At 53.0% G+C, this 18,292-nt stretch carries 9 protein-coding genes; all 9 read right to left on the reverse strand.

The features are described 5' to 3' along the window. Positions 1–20 precede the first annotated feature (20 nt). Positions 21–1,589 carry a sulfatase gene (locus SCARR_RS06160; protein ID WP_136060626.1) on the reverse strand — a complete coding sequence of 523 codons (1,569 nt, stop codon included), beginning with the start codon at positions 1,587–1,589 and terminating at the stop codon, positions 21–23. Further along, positions 1,589–3,094, reverse strand: coding sequence for a sulfatase (locus SCARR_RS06165; protein WP_136060627.1), 1,506 nt, complete (start codon positions 3,092–3,094; stop codon positions 1,589–1,591). Before SCARR_RS06165 ends, SCARR_RS06160 begins: the two co-directional genes overlap by 1 nt. A 159-nt stretch (positions 3,095–3,253) precedes the next feature. Continuing rightward, on the reverse strand, positions 3,254–4,393 hold the full coding sequence (locus SCARR_RS06170; RefSeq protein ID WP_168433050.1) for a glycosyl hydrolase family 8: 1,140 nt from the start codon (positions 4,391–4,393) through the stop codon (positions 3,254–3,256). Positions 4,394–4,528: 135 nt separating this feature from the next. Continuing rightward, positions 4,529–5,533, reverse strand: a complete 1,005-nt coding sequence (locus SCARR_RS06175; RefSeq protein WP_136060629.1) for an SMP-30/gluconolactonase/LRE family protein — start codon at positions 5,531–5,533, stop codon at positions 4,529–4,531. 100 nt (positions 5,534–5,633) lie between these two features. Further along, positions 5,634–6,785 carry an alpha/beta hydrolase gene (locus tag SCARR_RS06180; protein ID WP_136060630.1) on the reverse strand — a complete coding sequence of 384 codons (1,152 nt, stop codon included), beginning with the start codon at positions 6,783–6,785 and terminating at the stop codon, positions 5,634–5,636. 744 nt (positions 6,786–7,529) lie between these two features. Further along, the gene (locus SCARR_RS06185; RefSeq protein ID WP_136060631.1) at positions 7,530–9,326 is read right to left on the reverse strand and encodes an alpha-L-fucosidase; all 1,797 of its coding nucleotides are present in this window, start codon (positions 9,324–9,326) and stop codon (positions 7,530–7,532) included. Beyond that, on the reverse strand, positions 9,327–12,332 hold the full coding sequence (locus tag SCARR_RS06190; protein ID WP_168433051.1) for an alpha-L-rhamnosidase-related protein: 3,006 nt from the start codon (positions 12,330–12,332) through the stop codon (positions 9,327–9,329). 231 nt (positions 12,333–12,563) lie between these two features. Next, positions 12,564–14,351, reverse strand: coding sequence for an alpha-L-fucosidase (locus SCARR_RS06195; RefSeq protein ID WP_168433052.1), 1,788 nt, complete (start codon positions 14,349–14,351; stop codon positions 12,564–12,566). Between the two features lie 43 nt (positions 14,352–14,394). Beyond that, a complete protein-coding gene (locus SCARR_RS06200) occupies positions 14,395–18,096 on the reverse strand; it encodes a sulfatase-like hydrolase/transferase (RefSeq protein ID WP_136060634.1) in 3,702 nt (1,233 codons plus the stop codon). Positions 18,097–18,292: the final 196 nt, after the last annotated feature.

Here is an 18,292-nt window from a genome sequence, read left to right on the forward strand (position 1 = left end):
TTGATAGCCGTTTTGATCGCTTATTTATCCTGCGCAATGCCGCGCTTTTTAAAGATGCGTTCGAAACCGGCGATCACATCCTTATATTCGGGATTGCCTGCCAGGTTGGCGGTTTCGAGCGGATCTTTTTCATAGTCGTAGAGTTCGTTCGCCACCATCGGCCCCGAACGCTCGCCACCGTAATAATCCATTTTCACCCACTTCACATAGCGGTAGCGTTTGTCGCGCAGGGTGTACCCCATCAGACTGTTATTCCGCGGATATTGCTCCAGCGCTGCCTCGTGCACCATCGCCTTCGGATCTTCGAGGATCGGCAACAGCGATTTGCCTTCGACACTCTTGGGGATCGGCAGCCCCGCCAGTTCGCACAGCGTCGGGAAAATATCCACAAACTCCGAAGGTGATTCAGTCTTGGTGCCTTTCGCCTTTTGAGTTGGTGCGGCAAAAATCAACGGCGACCTCACGGCCTGCTCATAATTGGTGTGCTTACAAAACATGCCATGATCTCCGAGGTGCCAGCCATGATCTCCCCAAAGCACGATGATGGTGTTGTCGGCCAAACCCAGCTCGTCGAGTTTGGCGAGCACCTTGCCGATCTGGGAGTCGGTATAACTGACGCAGGCGCGGTAGCCATGGATCATTTCCAACTGCTGTGCTGCCGGGATCGGCCCCGGCGCAACCCCCGAATAACTGCCGCGTAGTTCCCAGCAGTCCTGCCCCGCATAATCCGGGGCGCCTTCAGGCATCTGCTGGAACGGCGCGAGTTTAATTTTTGACCGGTCGTACATGTCCCAGTATTTTTTTGGTGCCACAAAAGGCAGGTGGGGCTTTTTAAAACCGACCGCAAGAAAGAAGGGCTTTCCACCCTTGGCTAACTTTTCCATCTGATCGATTGCGCAGTTGGCGAAAGACCCATCGTCATAGGCATCATCCGGGAGATCTATGCATTCGGTCAGCGGCTTGACCATCGGATATTCCAACAACGCCTGGACATAGGCCTTCTTATCGATTTTCTTGATGTTGTTCTTCTTCAGATAAGCCTTGAGTTCCTTGTTCTGCTTCGCCACCTCCGGATTGTGGAAACCGCTGGTTGGCTTGAGAATACCCTCGGCAAAGTAGCGCTGTTGAGGGTGCTGCTGGAACGGTTGCGACCATGATGGCTCATCAAAGGTTTTATCGACACAACGTGGATCATAAATTTTTCCTGTTCCGGTCGTCTCATAGCCTTTAGCCCGCAGGTACTCCGGCAGTGAGAGCGTATCGGGATTCGCTTCACGCATTTTGGTCTTCAGGTCGTAAACCTTTGTCGTGTCCGTATAGGTTCCGGTCATCAGGCTGGCGCGCGACGGCCCGCAGACCGACTGCTGGCAGGCATTGTTCAGGAACACCGTCCCCCGCTCCGCCAGCGTATCGATGTTTGGCGTCAGGACATCCGTATCGCCGTAGCATCCGAGCATCGGCTTGAGGTCGTCCACCGCGATGAACAAGATGTTCGGCCTCGTGGCGCGGGCATCCTTGCCTGCGCTGCGCTGACTGGAAGCCTGCACCACAACCACTGACAGTAGAACTGTTGCTAAAATCCGTTTCATTATTTACCCCAGCTTTGATCGCGCGTATGCGCGTTGATTTCCTTGCGCCAGTCTTGCAGCACGGCGAGCATTTCCGCCGTCTTTTCCGGCCTCTTTTTGGACAAATCGTTCTGCTCCCCGATGTCCTTAGACAGGTCGTAGAGCTCGACGTGGTCGGCGTTGTACCATTCCAACAACTTATAGTCGCCGATACGCACCGCACTGCTGTCGGTGTCGCCGGTGCTGTACGGCCGGCTCGTTGGCGAATGCCAGAACACCGGCTTGCCGCGCTTGAACATCTCCCCTTTCAGCGAAGGCACAATGCTGATGCCGTCGATGTGGTTTTTCGGTTGCAGCGGCAGCCCGGCCATTTCGAGAAACGTCGGGAACAGGTCGGAGCCGACCACCACATCCCGTTCATTCACAAAGCCCGGTTTGGTGACGCCCGGCCACTTGACGATGAACGCCTCGCGGATGCCGCCTTCGTAGAGCCAGCCCTTGCCGGTTTTTAACGGCAGGTTGCTGGTGGCCAGCGGACGCCCGCTGATCTTGCCGTTGGTTTCGCCGCGATTTGAAAGCCCGCCGTTATCGGCCGTGAAGGCAATGATCGTGTTGTCGGCAATGCCAAGTTTTTCCAGGGTCTGGAAAACACGGCCGAGACTTTCATCGACGCTTTCAATCATAGCGGCGTAGACGGCATTATCCTGCCGCATCTTTTGATCGCCCCGCCCCGTTGCCTGGTCGACCAGCGCATATTCCGGCCCGTCAAACTTCATGGTCTTGAGCTTGGCCTCATATTTCTTCACCAACCGCGCAGGCGCTTCGAGCGGTGTGTGTACGCCGTAGTGCGAGAGATACAGGAAGAACGGGTTAGATGAATTGTCCTCAATAAAATCCAGACACTTCGTCGTCATGGTTTCCGTGATGTAGTCACCGTCCTTTCCGTCTTCCATGCCGGCGATATATTCCTTATCCAGACCGATCTCCCAACCCTTCTTCAGCTTGTCGGTCTCCTTCTTCCGGTACGGATAAAAATAGGTGGTGGGAGCACCGGCGGCGCCGGCGGCAATATTGACATCAAAGCCCATATTCTGAGGCAGCGTTTCGGCCTCGTGGGCCAGATGCCACTTGCCGGCAAAGCAAGTTTTGTATCCGCCGGCGCCGAGCGCCTGAGCCATGGTGCGGTCTTCGGGCTGCAGATGGCCCTTGCCTCCCGGCACGCCTCCTCGCGCGGGGAACCGACCGGTGATGACGCCGTAACGCGCCGGCAAGCAACGCGGATGGGGCGTGTAGCCCTGCATATATCGCACACCTTCCTTCGCCAGACGGTCAATGTTCGGTGTTTCATAAAATTTGGAGCCCTGAACGCCCAGATCCATCCAGCCGAGATCATCGACGTAAAACAGAATAATATTGGGGTGGCCTTCGGCGGTCTCCACTTTGTTCCGACTCTTTGCCTTCGCCGCGCCGAAACTGGTAGCGGCCGAAGCAATCGCGGTGGTTTGCAGGAAATGTCTTCTTCTCATCCTAATCTCCAATCTACTGGTATAACACGTATATAGCGTAAGACGAATCAAAGCAATGAAAACGGACAGTATTTAACACAAAAATAGATATTGTTATATGTATGTTATACCGACCGACCCGAAACAGCACAAACGCCCATTCACCCCAGTCGCCATGACCTATTTCTTTTTAACATTCTGCGTCAGATCCACATATTCCCCGCTCATAAATGCCAACGACATTGCCGTCCATGAAAGTTGATAATAGGTGCTGCGAGCGGTCAGTTTAAGTGTTTTGAGCAGGTCGTAGGCTTCTAAGGCAAAATCATGATATGCCGAATCCGTCATGGCCGCTACACCGGCACACCCGACGATCACCGCCGAACGAGAGCTGGCGATCGGAGCAGCGGCCGGACGAGGCGTTCCATCCAGTTCATATTCGTCGGTCAGCTTCCCGGCCCCCTGAGCACCAAAAAAGGCATTTACTTTTTCGAGATAGGCTTTGGCGCGCGGGTCGCCCGTCCAGCAATAGTGCTGAGCAATACGAAACGGGGTGCGGGCGGAATCCGTCTGATAATGTGTGGGTGCCCCCTCGAAAGCCGTCACGGGCTCGCCCTTCGCGTTGCTCCACGCGGGAACCAGTCCGTTTTCAGCATTGCCGTTCGCCTTGTTCAGGCTGTTGAACAGCGCCGTGTAGTTGACGTCAATCACATGATCCCAAAACGCAACGTCATCGGTATAGCGCCCGAAAACTTCGAAGAACGCCGGTGCGAAATAAGAAAGATTCAACAGGTCCGCCCCGCCCCATTGATTGCCCGGCTTCACAATACCGGTCTCGTGCTCAATCTCGTGCTTCTTCACGAGAGCAACCTGGCGTAGAGCATAGTCGCGGTAACGCTGCGCCAACGCGCCGGATCCACCCCACTTGGAGTCCGCCATGATCAGGGCAAAAGCAATGTCTTCATCCGAATCGGTCGCAGCGGTCGGCGAGTCCGCTCCCGGACAGGCCTTCGTTCCTTCCGGATTGATATACCATGCCATCAGTCCGGTGCTGTCCACCCAATGAAGGCTGTAGCGAAACAGGTCGTCGAAAAGTTCCTGATCATCAAAATAGACGGAGAGGATCATGCCGTAGGCAATGCCCTCGGAAACGGTCGAATTAGCAATTCCATCCGGCGTGTCGAGCCTCACCACCCGGCGAAATCCATTCGCTCCATCCCCGGTCACCAATGTCGTCTTCCAGTGGGCGTAGGCGTGTCGGGCATCGGCAGGGTCCGCTTGTTTCGGAAGCTGACATCGATCAGGTTTCACCTGCTGCATACTCGAGCATCCGCAAAGCAGTATAAGCAAAGAACCTACTCCCAGCATCCGCATCAAGCTCATATCAGACGTCATGTTCCATACCCCCTACCATTCACTAGATCCCGCGAAGCCAAATCCTGCACAGCACCAAGGTCACAGTGAAAAGCCCGGATTGCTCAACTCAATTTGGTACACACTCTTGCCTGCTGTAACGTATAATATCTTGGATGTAGGCCCTCTTCCAAAGGTGACATTCGTCGGTTTCTCCGGCACTGCTATTGAAGCCAGTTCATCTCCCGACGGCGAAAACACCGCCACTTTCCGATCTCCATGCAAAGCAGCATAGACATTGCCCTTGATATCAACCGCCATACCATCGGCTTTGCAAGCGGCAAATTCGCCACGATATTCGACCTCACCATTTTCATCTAAATCGTAGGCAAGAATCGCATGAGGTACAGTTCTTTTTTCCAACTGCCCAACTCCTCCGCCCACCGCTCCATTATCTACTGAAGCAACATAGAGGGTGCGTTGATCCGGGGATACCATCACACCGTTAGGCTTGACCGCATTGATAATAATCAGGGAGACCTTTCCGTCCGGGTCAATTCGATAAACCCCTTGAACCGATTGATATATCGGTTCAAATGCCATCTGACGCCCATAGGAGGGATCAGAAAAATAGATGCGTCCTTTTTTATCAATCGCCAGATCATTGGGCGCATTGAAAGGCAACTCTTTATAGGTCGCCGCCAGAATGACGCTTTTCCCCGTTTTCATATCGGTTCGAATGATTCGACGCCCCCCGAAATCAGCCCCTTGGGCAATCACCAGATTTCCATCCGCATCAAAAGCCATCCCGTTGGCCTGTCCGCTCGGCGAACGAAAGATGCGAGCTTCTTTCTTTTCAACATCATAGCGCCAGATATGACCGGCCATATCGAGTCCGGTATGGCTCCAGGTTATATCCGAGAAATAGAGATCCCCGTCGGGAGAAACGGCAGGCCCTTCCGTAAAGGAATCGGCCCCATCAAACAATACTTCCAACTTGGAACCGGGAGGAAAAATGGAAGGCTCATCTGCAATAGATTCGACCATCAAAAACCCAAAACACATCCATACACCCAATACAATCCGCCAACTTCCTTTGATATTCATAGTTCAATCTCCTGCAACAACATTACGGGTAGTTACCACGCCTCGCCCGGCACATGCCATTTGCCGATCATACAGGTTGTGTAGCCGGTTCCTTTCATCATCATTTAACCTTTGTATTTTCCATGGCGAAATCGACGGTCATTTGAACAACCTCATCCTGGCTTGGCTCGATCCCGGCATTCCACCAACCGTGGGCCGCCCCCCTCACCATCTGGACGGTCACATCGGCCCCGCAGTCGGCGGCCTTTTCCTTCAAATGCGCCGCGTGCTGCGGTGGGATCACAAAATCCTGGTCGCCGTGGATATGCAGCAACGGAGCATTGTCATTCTTCAGCCACCAGACGGGGCTGAGTTCCTCGGTCATTTTACGGACCGCAGCATCTTCCTTCCCATAGTTAAAATGCTGTGACTTATTGATGTACCGCGACCAGTGGTCGGGCGCAAATTTTCTATCCGGCCCTTGGTAATCAAATAAGTTATTGTCCCGGAAATCGGAAGGCCCGAACCAGGAAACTCCGGCGGCCAGTTCAACCTTATATTTCGCCAGCGCAGGATCCCCCGCAAAATCATCCGCTCCCGAAAAAGTCAATAACTGAGCCAAATGCCCGCCGGCCGAGGAGCCGAACACCACGACGCGATTCATATCGACATCGAGTTCCTCTTCATGCTGTTTGAGGAAGCGCAGGCCATCGCGACAATCGACGACACAGTCGCGCATCAGCACATCATCTTTTGGATTCCACATTTTTACCAGACGATACATCACGCTGACGCAGACAAAACCCTGATCGGAAAGCTGATCGAACAGCGGTTGGATATCGCCGCCGATCTCTTTGTTCCCGCCGACCCATCCACCGCCGTGGGTATAGTAAAAGACCGGTGCTTTACCATCGACCGGCTTGCGCGGGGCATAAATATCCATGAGCAGCGTTTCATTACCCGCCCGTTTGTAGACCACATTACGGGTGACGGTGCCATCCCATTTCGGATCAGGCAGGTCAGCCCCGACCACAAATTCGTCAAACGACACAAAGCCATCCTGGTCGGCATCCAGATTCCCGTATTTCTGCCAAGCCGCGCCATCCGTTTCAGACAGCTTGTAGTCGCGCGTTTTATCTGCCTTCACGAAGGCGTTGTTCGCCTTGATCCCCCGATTATACGCATCATCCGTTTTCAGGTCGGCCGGAAACGCCATCGAACATCCGCTCAAAAGGACGAAACACAACAAACTTTTTAATTGTCGAGTAGACATAATATACTTCCTTTCAATATTTTTAACTTTCACTTTCAATATTGCAAGGAACGTCAATGCCCCTCACAGAACCGGACTTGTGGATTTCCCACATCCGGCTCTTCGATTCATCTCACGCAACACGAACATCCCGCACTGGGACTGTCCCGCTCCACCGCCCTGTTCCTGCCAAGGCTTATGGAGCACCTTTCGCGTATTCCGATATAAGGAAAAGTTTGAGCTCAGTTGTATCCATCTCAGTGTATGGCATCCTTCGCCTTTTCCCTTTACGACAAACCGTCAACCCCTTCGGGCGGCTCTATGTCCTCGGCGGGCATTGCCCCGCCTACCCCTCTATTACGGGTCGATCCGACTACCGGAGCATCGTACCGCCTCGTCACCTCTTCGGCTTCCTCAGCGGCTTTCGCGGAATGCCCCGGTTCTCCCAAGTTCCGCCTTAAACAATTCATTCGCCCGCCACGGCCTGAGACCCCGGCACGCCGTGCAACCCTCGCCTTTCACGGGCTACACGATACTGGCTTCCAGGAGATGAAACCCTTGGCCCTGCGCAACAATGGAAAATTTCGGGGCTTATAGCCTTCACTTCCGTTGTGGCTGACGAGCTGCTATTCCTACAGCTTCGACTGACTCGTTGCCTCCTCAACCGTGTAGGTCTATTCCATGCCGGCGACTAACCTTTACATGGGCTGGATTGTCCAGCTTGTTTAAGACTGCTTTGCTTGGCGCACTCATTTTTTCATTTCACTATTCATAGAGCTCCAACGAATTGAGATCCATGTAGCCGTCCCACTTGAGGATCTGCAGACGGAAGGCATCGGATACCACCGGCTCAGCCAGCAGAATATTACAGTCGCCGCCAATGGAGGTTCCGGCATGAACCGTTTTCCAACCCTTGGAACTTTTGGCCTGGATTTCGTACTTCTGCACCCGGCTTCCGCTGCCGAACTTACCCTCCATCAGTTTGATTTGACTGACTGACATCGGGACTTTCAGTTCAAGCTGAATCCAGGGCTGTGCATCTTTCGAATCCGGGCCCCAGGTGTTTTTCACAAAGATCCCTTCGGAAAATTCCGTTGCATCAGCAGCGACCACGTTCCGCGCACCTTTTTTGGGATTGTGTTCGCTCGAAGCCGTCGCAGCCGCTCCAATAGAAACCGGTATTTCGAGTGTATTAATTGGAGTGATTTCCGATGCCGGCTGATCAAGTGTGAGCTTAATCAAGGTATTGATCGGATTAATATTTACTGCATCCATTTTGATGATCAGTTTTTCCGGAGTCTGAACAAATTGAGCAGTTCCGCCCGAGAGGACTTCCATCGATTGGATACCGACCGGCAGTGCCGGAAGCTCCAGCACGCCGTTCCATGAGGCCAATATATGCAGATACATCGTGCGGTCCTTATAGGTCGATGCCCCCCAGATGCCGGGGATATACGGACCGCCCTGCGTACCATAAATCGATTCCCCGTACGTCTTCATCCAAACGCCCACTTCGAGCAGGCGCTTTTGATGATCCGGAATAAATTCGCCGGTACCGCGCGGCCCGACTCCGAGCGCCAGGTTACCGTTACCGCCCGCACAGCGAACCAACAGACTGATGGCCTGCGTCAACGGCATAGCCGGCTTCTCACCCATCCAGGCCCAGCCGCCGCCGATCACGCTACAGGTTTCCCATGGGCGGTTGGTTTGGAAGCGGCCGATCGAGCGCTCCGGCCCATCAAAATCGCCGCCATGAAGCTGAGGGGAGTTCCATCGATGGTTAAGGATAATGCCCGGCTGCAGTTCGCGGATCATGCGCACAAGTGCGTCGCCATCCCATCGATCGGCCGGCAGGCCAAGGCCATCGAACCACATGACATCGATCTTTCCGTAGTTGGTCATCAGCTCGCGGATTTGCGGAAATAGAAACTCTTTTGCATATTTTTCATAGTCTGCGGAGGCATAGATCGGGTTGTACCAATCGGGTTGTGAATAATAGAGCGCGACCTTGATCCCGTATTTATGACAGGCATCGACAATCTCCTTCGTCGCATCGCGGCCGAACGGGGTATTCATGATGTTGTAGTCGGTGAGCTCGGTGTCGAACACGCAGAACCCGTCGTGGTGCTTGGTCAACCAGATTAAATATTTTGCACCGGACTTTTTCACGGTGCGTACCAACTCGTCGGCATCAAAGTTCGGCGCTTCAAGCTGCTTATATTGGTTGTCGTAGATTTCCTGCGGGATCCCCTTGGTTACCTTGTCGTCTGTCGAATGCCCCGGCCGCGGCCCCATGCGCCCCCAGCCGAGTGAGCACTCCAGCATCGATGCCGGCCCCCAACAGTAGAAGAGTCCGAAGCGAGCCTCGTTCCACCAGGCCATATCCTCTTCGGAAGCGAATAAAAACGGGCGGTTTTCTTCCGGCACCGTTTCCATCCATTGAACCAATTCTTCAGGATGGTAATACGGCTCAATCCCGTCGGTATGCGTCGGCATCGCAAAAGGACTCAGGCAGGATGCCGCCCATGTGATTAAAGTTAAAATATAGATACCATTTTTCATTTACTCTCCGTTTGCCGGTAGCAGAGTGATGGCGGAAATGCCCACCACTCCCTCGCTGACCGTTGCACGTATTTCGATCTCTTTCAGCACGCGTGCCGGATCGCTGGGAATCGCCAACGACTTAGCCTGCGCTTCACAATTCGATTTATTGCAAGTGCCCCAACCAGGACTCCATACCAATTCGCCCAGCGGAACCGATGTTCCTTCCCGGCTGAATGATTGGAAATAACCATCCATGTTGTATGGAGGAATCAACGAAATCAGATCCGGCTTGCCGGAATCGTAATGAAGAATCACCTCCCCGTTGGGAATATAATTTTTAATGGGGCTGACATAGTTCTGCATCAGTAACCAAACCTTTTCCACCTTGCGGCCAACTCCAACCCGAGCGGCAGCAGGCAATGGATAGGGTTGCCCCCAGCTGGAGAGCGCCAGCAGATTACCAGCGTTTCCGGCAACCGAATCAGGCCGGCCCTTAAGTAGAAAATCGATCCCATTATCCGCGCTGATGACTTCCGGACCGTCATTCATTTTTCCAGGCACCGTATGCCACCACCCCTTGATCGTTGTAGGACTCCCATAGTCAGTTTGAAACGGAGTTTTTGTGACCAACTCCCACAAGGTCGTATTATAAACTGAAGAGAGGTCCATCAGGACCAGGCGCGTCTTATCCGCCACCGAAAGAACCGGCTCTTTTTCGGGCGGATTATTCAATGTAAGAATAGGTTCATGCGTTGACGAAGGCATCGAATCCTCTTTGGACTGAACCCTCTTCAACTCTACTGTGGAAACCATCTCTTTCGGGGTCGTCACCGTTGCTCCCCCCGACCGCAAGGAAACCACTTTAACCAACGGTTGCGGGGTCTTGATTTTCAGTACCACCCGCTCCCCCTTCCGCTGATAGGAATAGCTGACTTGCGGAGTGGTAATTTCAGCCGTTTCCCAGCCGGACGGGAACGCGGGCGTTATGTACAGCCGGTCGTTTTGGATTTCCGGTTCAATGCCAAACAATCCCCGAACCGTGGTATGCATAAACGGATCATCGGAATCGATGTATTCAACACCGCCCCCTCCGCCGCCACTGGTATTCCCAATCGAAAAATGAACCCCCGGAGTTTTGCTACGGAAAGAAGAGAGCGTAGCCGTTTCCATGTAGGGCCACCACAAATCAGTATCACCGCACTTCATGCCGGCAAGTACAGCCAGACACGTATCGCCGGTCGGAACCCAATGCACGCTCCAGCGAATCGGCCACCAATCGCAGTTCATCAGCATGTTCACGCCGGAATCCCCTTCAAAGCCATAATGGGATTCGATCCAGCGCATGGCTCGACGCCCCTTGTCGGCAGCAATCGAGCCATTGTTAATTCCTTTATACTGCTCCCAGGTTTGCGGATGCCCTCTCCAGACTCCGTTTGCGCCAATGGATCCGAGAATGCCCTGCTCTTCACTCCACAGTTCCTCAAACGTTTTTGTTTTAATTCGGTCTGCCATGGCACGGTACTGATCCGCTGCGTCAGTATCACCAACCACAACCGCCATTTTTGCCGCCCGATCATGCATCGCCCAGGCCGTGGACGTGGGGGTCGCCGCCTTGGGACCTTTACCATTGGAGTCGCAATTCCAATATTCATATTTCGCCTGAAACAGACCATCGCCATCGGGATCGTTATTTGTGCATTCCCATTCAACCGCCTTCTTAAGGGCTGGCCAAAGATCGCGGATAAACTTTTCATCACCGGTCCAGCAATAGAGCCACCACACATGGTCCACCCAGTACGGCGTGTTATTTTCTGCGTGATAAGCCGCCAACGAGGGAGAGACCCAGTTGATAAATCCATCTTCTGCCTGCATAGCCGCAAGGAAGCGCATATGATTTTTTACTTCCGCCAGATCCCCTGCCCACATTTTTCCATACCAACCAACGGAGATATGTGAATACATGAGCCACTTGAAACTACTCAACACCATCCCCGGCCCCATCTGATGGTACTCACTGATGCAGCGCTCAAAATTGACCAAGGCATTTAAATACGGGTCGGGTGTTTTAATCTGGAACCGGCTGCGGCGCTCATCCCAATACTCAAGCGCCTGCGTAAGTTGGACCGATGGATTGTTCTGTAGCGTCGTAAACTTTTTTCCCGGATTCAGCGCCGGTTCGATATAGCAATCGAACCAGGCCTTTTTCAGCACATCCCGTTCGACGGACCACGCGTTAGCGGCTGGTGTATCCAGCCGCGCCATCATTTCATCTGCCAGAGCCTGATTATGCTGCGTTACGCCCCAGGTTGCGGTGATGTAATAAACCTTTTTTTTATGCGTACTGCTAAAGCGAACCGACTGCCCGTATTTCGATTCAAATGAGGTCCCTGTACCGTTGCCATCCCAACCGACCAACACCACTCCGTTCGGCAGGTTCTTTTCCGTCAACTCAGCGGTGCACCCGCTGATTCCAACATCATTACTGTTAGTTTCCTTTGCGCTCCAGTAGAGATCCCCATAGGTCCACTCAAGAAGCATTGGGCGATCAAACTCTACTTTGCAGACAAAGCCATGCTGCTCCAGGGTCGGCGCGATGGTGATCGCCGCATTCCATTCCTTCTTCGGTCCGCTCACCTCGTATTGTGTATACCCCGGTCGGAATACCGTTTTGGAAGGATAGGTATCCATCTTCTGCAACCCCGCAGCAGAAGGAACCGCCAACCGAAGTGTTCCGAGCGCCGGGGCAACTTTTGCTTTTGCTCCATCCTCTCGGGAAAACAGCGGAAAGCAACTATCCACGGCAGAGGAGTAAACGCCAGAACCCGTAGTCGTATGCATTTTAAACAACGGAATATCACCGTTGGCCAGATTGTTTCTTCCAATCGTAATGGATCGGTTATACGACTTTTTCCCATTTATGATTTGGAAGCCCCCGTCTTCGACCGGCTGATACCGCAATTCAGTCTCGTTTGACGCCTGATGGCCGGAGGTTCCTAGAAGTACACTCTGATCTGAATCAGGCATGACCAATGGCTTCACCGGGGCATCAAAAAACCTGACCGAAGGTACCAGCGTTTCTGAGGCCATTGTAGCGGCAATCAGACCTGCTGCACACGCAGTGCATATCATTTGACCGATTCTATTCATCATCCTGATTCAATCCGTTGAAATCTGATTCCTGAAAAACAAACAGACCTTCCTTCATTGCACCGTGGCCGTTCAAGGCCCGGAACAGAATATACAAACGCGGTTTCTCTACTCGTACAATTCAAATGAGTTAAGATCCATGTAGCCGTCCCATTTGAGGATCTGCAGGCGGAAGGCATCCGACTCCACCGGCTCCTTGAGCAGAATATTACAATCGCCGCCGATGGAGGTTCCGGCATGAACCGTTTTCCAACCCTTGGAACTTTTGGCCTGAATCACATATTCCTGCACACGGCTTCCGCTGCCGAACTTACCCTCCATCAGTTTGATTTGGCTGACCGATTTCGGTTCGATCAATTTAAGCGCCAACCACGGCTCTTTATCCTTGGACGCCGGACCCCAGGTATTTTTCACAAAGATACCTTCAGAAAATTCTGTCGCATCGGCCGCCACTACATTGCTTGCACTCTTATTCGGGCTGCGCTCACTGGATGCCGTTGCGGCTGCACCAATGGAGACCGGTATTTCGAGTGTTTTAATCGGGGCCATTTCAGAGGCGGATTTTTCCAGTGCCAGCTTAATCAGTGTGTTGATCGGGTTGATGTTTTCCGGGGCCATCTTGATGATCAGTTTTTCCGAAGTTTGGAAAAATTCGGCCGTCCCACCGGTCAACACGTCCAAGGTCTGTATTTTTGAAGGAAGTGCAGGCAGTTCCAGTACGCCATTCCACGAAGCGAGTACGTGCAGATAGACCGTGTTGTCTTTGTGGGTCGATGCTCCCCAGATGCCAGGGATGTACGGGCCGCCCTGCGTGCCGTAGATCGACTCGCCATACTGCCCAAGCCACTGCCCCATTTCGCGCATGCGTTTAGCGTGGTCCGGCAGGAAAACGCCGTCGCCGGTCGGCCCAACGCCGAGCGCCAGATTTCCACCGCCACCGGCACAGCGAACGAGCAGACTGATCGCCTGCGACAACGGCATGGCAGGCGCATCGCCCATCCAGGCCCAACCGCCGCCGATCACCGTACAGGTTTCCCATGGACGGTTGGTCTGGAAACGCCCGATCGAGCGTTCCGGTCCATCGAAATCGCCGGCATGATATGGCGGATGGTGAAATCGGTGATTGGTGATGATATCAGGTTGTAGCTCCCTAATCATTTTCAACAGTTCACCACTATTCCATGTGTCGGCATTTCGCCCCAATCCGTCGAACCACATGATATCGATCATGCCATAATTGGTCATCAGCTCGCGGATTTGCGGGAACAAGAATTCTTCACAATACTGTTCATTCTTCCCTTCAGCATACAGCGGATGGTTCCAGTCGGGTTGGGAATAGTAGAAACCGATCTTGATACCGTATTTATGACAGGCATCGACAATCTCTTTAGTGATGTCGCGCCCGAACGGGGTGTTCATGATGTCGTAATCAGAATAAGCCGTATCGAAGGTGCTGAATCCATCGTGATGTTTGGTGGTGAACAGAAAATATTTAGCGCCGGACTCTTTAACCAGTTTAATCCATTCATCGGCATTAAAATCTGCGGCTTCCAGCAGTTTGTACTGGTTATCGTAAACGTCCTGCGGAATCCCTTTGGTTACTTTCCCATCGGTCGAATGCTGCGGGCGCGGGCCGAGCCGCCCCCAGCTCATGGAACACTCGAGCATCGAACTCGGCCCCCAGTGCACGAAGATCCCGAAGCGGGCATCCAACCACCAGTCCATGGCCCCTTCGCTGGCAAACAGGAACGAGCGGTTTTCTGCCGGCACCGTTTCGATCCATTGGGTCAGCTCTTTTGGATTATAATAGGGTTCAATCCCGTCGGTGTGATAATGGGCGGCCTGTGACACTCCGACCAATGCACTGACTAAAAAAAATGCTCCAAACTTTTTCATCTTACCTCTCCTTGTGCACATCTATTGACGTTGCCAGACAAAACTATTCCGCGACCTCAATCTTAAAGAATTCCTGCCATTTTTCGGTCGGCATCGGTACCGGTGCTGTAATGCCGGTCTGACGGATTGTCCAGACGCTGTCGGTCAGATTAGAGGACGAGAGAAGGCTATAAGTAACCCCGACCGCTTCCGGCCACGCAATCTGTCCGTTATCGAGTTCCAATCCACCCAGCGTTTTATTGGCCGGTGCCGCCGGAGGTGTCGACGCTTTTAATCGGTCACACCCGCGGGCTTCGCTCGAGTCTCGCATCGAAATCGAGAACTGATAGGCCAATCCTTCAAATCCGGGTTCACCAGCCAGATTGATCGTCTCCATTGGGTCCTGCTGATAATCGTAAAGTTCATTGGTGATAACGTTACCTGAGGAGCCAATCCACTCCATGTAGCGATAACGATCCGTACGGTAGGCATAACCATAATTACCGCTTCCGTAATGGCTGACGATGCCGGTCTGGACTTCCGCGGAATCATCCGTAATAACCGGAACCAAACTGCGCCCGGACAGTGGCCGTGGAAGCGGATCCACGGAGTTCGGCGGCTGTACCGGTTCTGGAAGCCCCGCGAGATCGCACAAGGTCGGGAATATATCCAGCAGACCGACCGGTGTCGTCGATGTTTTACCCTGAGCATATCCCGGCGCGCTGATGATGAACGGAACGCGGGTCGCCTGTTCGAGATTGGTGTGTTTTCCCCACTCGTTATGGTCGCCCAGATGGAATCCGTGGTCGCCCCACAGCACGATGACGGTGTTGCTGGAGAGCCCTAGAATATCCAGCTCGTCGAGTATGCGACCGACCTGCTCATCAACGTGTGAAATGCAGGCATAATAACCGTGCAGCAGAAGTTTCTGCTGATCCTCCGGAAGAATTCCGGAGGTGATTTTCAGGGCATCGCCTCCACCATCAGTTTCCAGATAATAGTTGCTGCGCATCTCGGTTATGCTGTTTAAAGAATAGCCGGTGGCATTGGCCATTTCGTACGGGAAAGGGTGCGGGATAAAATCATTCCGGTCATACAGGTCCCAGCTGGATTTCGGCGAAAGGAACGGCAGATGCGGTTTTTTGAAGCCGACTCCGAGGAAGAACGGCTGATTGGTTGCCAGGGCATTCATCATTTCGATTCCCTTCGTCGCCGCAACGCCGTCCGTAAAGTTGCTGGCGGGCTGATTGACACTTTCCGAAGCCAGTGTCAGGTCTTTATCAAGAACCGCATTATAGGCTTTGCTGCTGCTGACGCTGCCGCCTGAGTTTTGGAATTGATGCGACCAGGATAGCGGATCGTCCACAGAACCGCCGTCTTCGTTGATGGTGCCGTCCGGATTCATGGAGCCGACACAGCGGTAGTCGTTGATTTTTCCAGTGGCGGCCGTAGTGTAGCCATAGTCAATAAAATGCTGGGGAATGGTGACAACATTGGTGACACCACGGGTATTGTCGCGCTCCCCATTTGCGCTGAGGCCGCGCATTTTATTAAAGCCCATCACGCCGGTCTGCTCCGGCATCAGGCCGGTCATCAGACTGGCACGGCTCGGGCCGCAGACCGCCCATTGGCAATGAGCGTTCAGGAAGGTGGTTCCCCGGGTTGCCAACCGATCCATATTGGGGGTCTGAATCAGATCGTTCCCATACGCGCTGACGATCGGGTTCATATCGTCAATGGCGATAAACAGGACATTCGGTTTTGGATCGCTAACAACCGGCTCCATAATGGCAACCACATTAGTCGCAAAATCAGCAGCTCCCAGCTCCGTAAAATGCACCGTTGTGTTCATCGTATACGAAGCATCAGACGAGGAAATCGAGTCGCCGTCCACCAGGTAAAGCTGCTCATCGCCGGCGGCAATTCGTGCATTCACCACATCGCTCACAGCCTGCCGAACGTCTCCTGCGGTGACCCCGCTTCCAGGATCATCCACAACCGTTGTGGCAACGAGCGTACAACAGAAAATCTCCGCGTCCGGCTGCCGCAACCGCACCGTTGAAAGTAGCGCTTCATAGTCAGCCGTCAGCTCAGAAACCGTCTTCCCTCCCTGCCAGTCGTTATATCCAATCAAAATCCAGATGGCTTCGACTGGATCGAAATCCTCTAGCAAATCAGCCACATCCGGAGCCATTTTACCCCCGCCAACCGCCAGATTGAACAGTTCCATATCCAGCGCCTCAGCCACTTGATAGGGATAGCCTGCAGCGGTCGTGCTCTGCCCGGTCCCATGCGAAATGGAATCGCCCAGGAACACGACCTGTTTGTTTTCAAACGGGTTCCCCGCTTCGAGCACCTCGCCGGCCTTCACCTCCACTTTGGAAAGGATCGGATTTGCCCAATTGGGAAAAACGACATCATGACGAACTAATTCCCCCGGAGCACTTGCACTCACGAGCTCCACAACAAACGGAATCGCACTGGAAACCGGGTTCTCTAATGAGACATGCGCCGGAGTCGAAACATACGTCCCATTCTGGTACGTCGTGAATTTAGACGAGTTCCGATATTCATCCCCCACCCCATAATCAAATGTCAACTTTACGGTATCACTGCGAGTGTAGAGGGTGAGCTTGACCCCGGAGGTGGTTTTAGCTTTGACTGGGCTCACATTCGAATACGTATTATCAAAATCAAACCGATGGAAATTCATTCCGTTTGCATCGATATCTAAATATTTCGCCCCCTGAACATAGAGATTGGCAGAAGTCAGCGGCACCTCAACAAACTGCGGGATAGCCACATTGATCTCCAGCGTGGCCGAATTGGTTACGCCCTTGCCGTCGGTCACATAGACCGTCCAACTGTTCAGTCCCTCTGTCGACGGCGAGGTTCCGGTCAGGGCACCGTTACTTGCAACATTCAACCAGACAGGGCCGCCTTCTGCCCAAAACGTCATCGTGTCGTCATCCAGATCGGTGGCATAATCCGTCAATGACGCATTGCAGCTCGTGTCGGGTGAAACAGAAGGAGCCGCCACCGGATCAGAATCGAACTCTGAAGCACGATTACCGACGGGAGCATCCTCCGTAAAAGCCATTCCTCCCAAAACGATCTGATTCGAATCATCATCGGGAATGACGTAACTGCTGGTAAAACCGGAGGTGCTGGTAAAAACCCCGTCTCCCACTCCGAACTTGCCGACTCTTTCAATGTCATTCGCGATGGCCTTCGTGGAGAATACATTATAGGAAGCGTACCCCTCCACATAGACACCTTGCGCAATCACGGTGCCGAAATTGTAGACCAGATCCAGCGATGAAATGGCGGCATCATTAGCAGATTCCAGCAAGACAGGATCCGTCAGCAGTTTAATACTTTTAGCCGCGTCAGACCTCAGCTGATAAACCCCGATGGCGATGTGCCCACTCGCATCATGCCCATAGTCCAGCGTCACGGTCCCGCTGGACATTGCGGTTCCATACCAATACTGGACTGCGGCACCGGCAGACGCGTTTCCCTCGTCTGTCCACGCGAGCCCTGCTGTGCCGCTCAGCTCCAAATTGGAGGAGGTGCGGATTTCACTATTATTGCCCGATCCCATGACGGCAATCACATCGCCAATTCCCACAGAAAATGTGGCGATATTGTTGTTGGCGGGACTATAAGTGCTGTACGTCGCGGAATCCACAACCAAAACATCCGCATGAAGCGTGCTTACCGAAAATAATAATACCATCAGGGTACTTAATGCATTACGTATCATTTATCTTTCTCCACCATTCTTTTTCGATATCTATATATATAACTTTTTATATCTATAAAGGAGAGACTTCCAGAGGCCATAGCGCAGCTTAATTTTTGATTAAACTCTACCACAAACTCGCTGATCACAGTATCGGCTACCTCCCATGACCATCCTGTAAATCTCTGCCTGGCTACTAGGACACATCATTTAACCA

Origin of the sequence: Pontiella sulfatireligans (assembly GCF_900890705.1) — a bacterium.
GTDB classification, from domain to species: domain Bacteria; phylum Verrucomicrobiota; class Kiritimatiellia; order Kiritimatiellales; family Pontiellaceae; genus Pontiella; species Pontiella sulfatireligans.

Bases quoted from the DNA above. Each gene is read 5' to 3' on its own strand.
- SCARR_RS06200 (WP_136060634.1), bottom strand. From the start codon at position 18,096: ATGATACGTAATGCATTAAGTACCCTGATGGTATTATTATTTTCGGTA.
- SCARR_RS06185 (WP_136060631.1), bottom strand. From the start codon at position 9,326: ATGAAAAATGGTATCTATATTTTAACTTTAATCACATGGGCGGCATCC.
- SCARR_RS06170 (WP_168433050.1), bottom strand. From the start codon at position 4,393: ATGCAGCAGGTGAAACCTGATCGATGTCAGCTTCCGAAACAAGCGGAC.
- SCARR_RS06160 (WP_136060626.1), bottom strand. From the start codon at position 1,589: ATGAAACGGATTTTAGCAACAGTTCTACTGTCAGTGGTTGTGGTGCAG.
- SCARR_RS06195 (WP_168433052.1), bottom strand. From the start codon at position 14,351: ATGAAAAAGTTTGGAGCATTTTTTTTAGTCAGTGCATTGGTCGGAGTG.
- SCARR_RS06180 (WP_136060630.1), bottom strand. From the start codon at position 6,785: ATGTCTACTCGACAATTAAAAAGTTTGTTGTGTTTCGTCCTTTTGAGC.
- SCARR_RS06190 (WP_168433051.1), bottom strand. From the start codon at position 12,332: ATGCCTGATTCAGATCAGAGTGTACTTCTAGGAACCTCCGGCCATCAG.
- SCARR_RS06175 (WP_136060629.1), bottom strand. From the start codon at position 5,533: ATGAATATCAAAGGAAGTTGGCGGATTGTATTGGGTGTATGGATGTGT.
- SCARR_RS06165 (WP_136060627.1), bottom strand. From the start codon at position 3,094: ATGAGAAGAAGACATTTCCTGCAAACCACCGCGATTGCTTCGGCCGCT.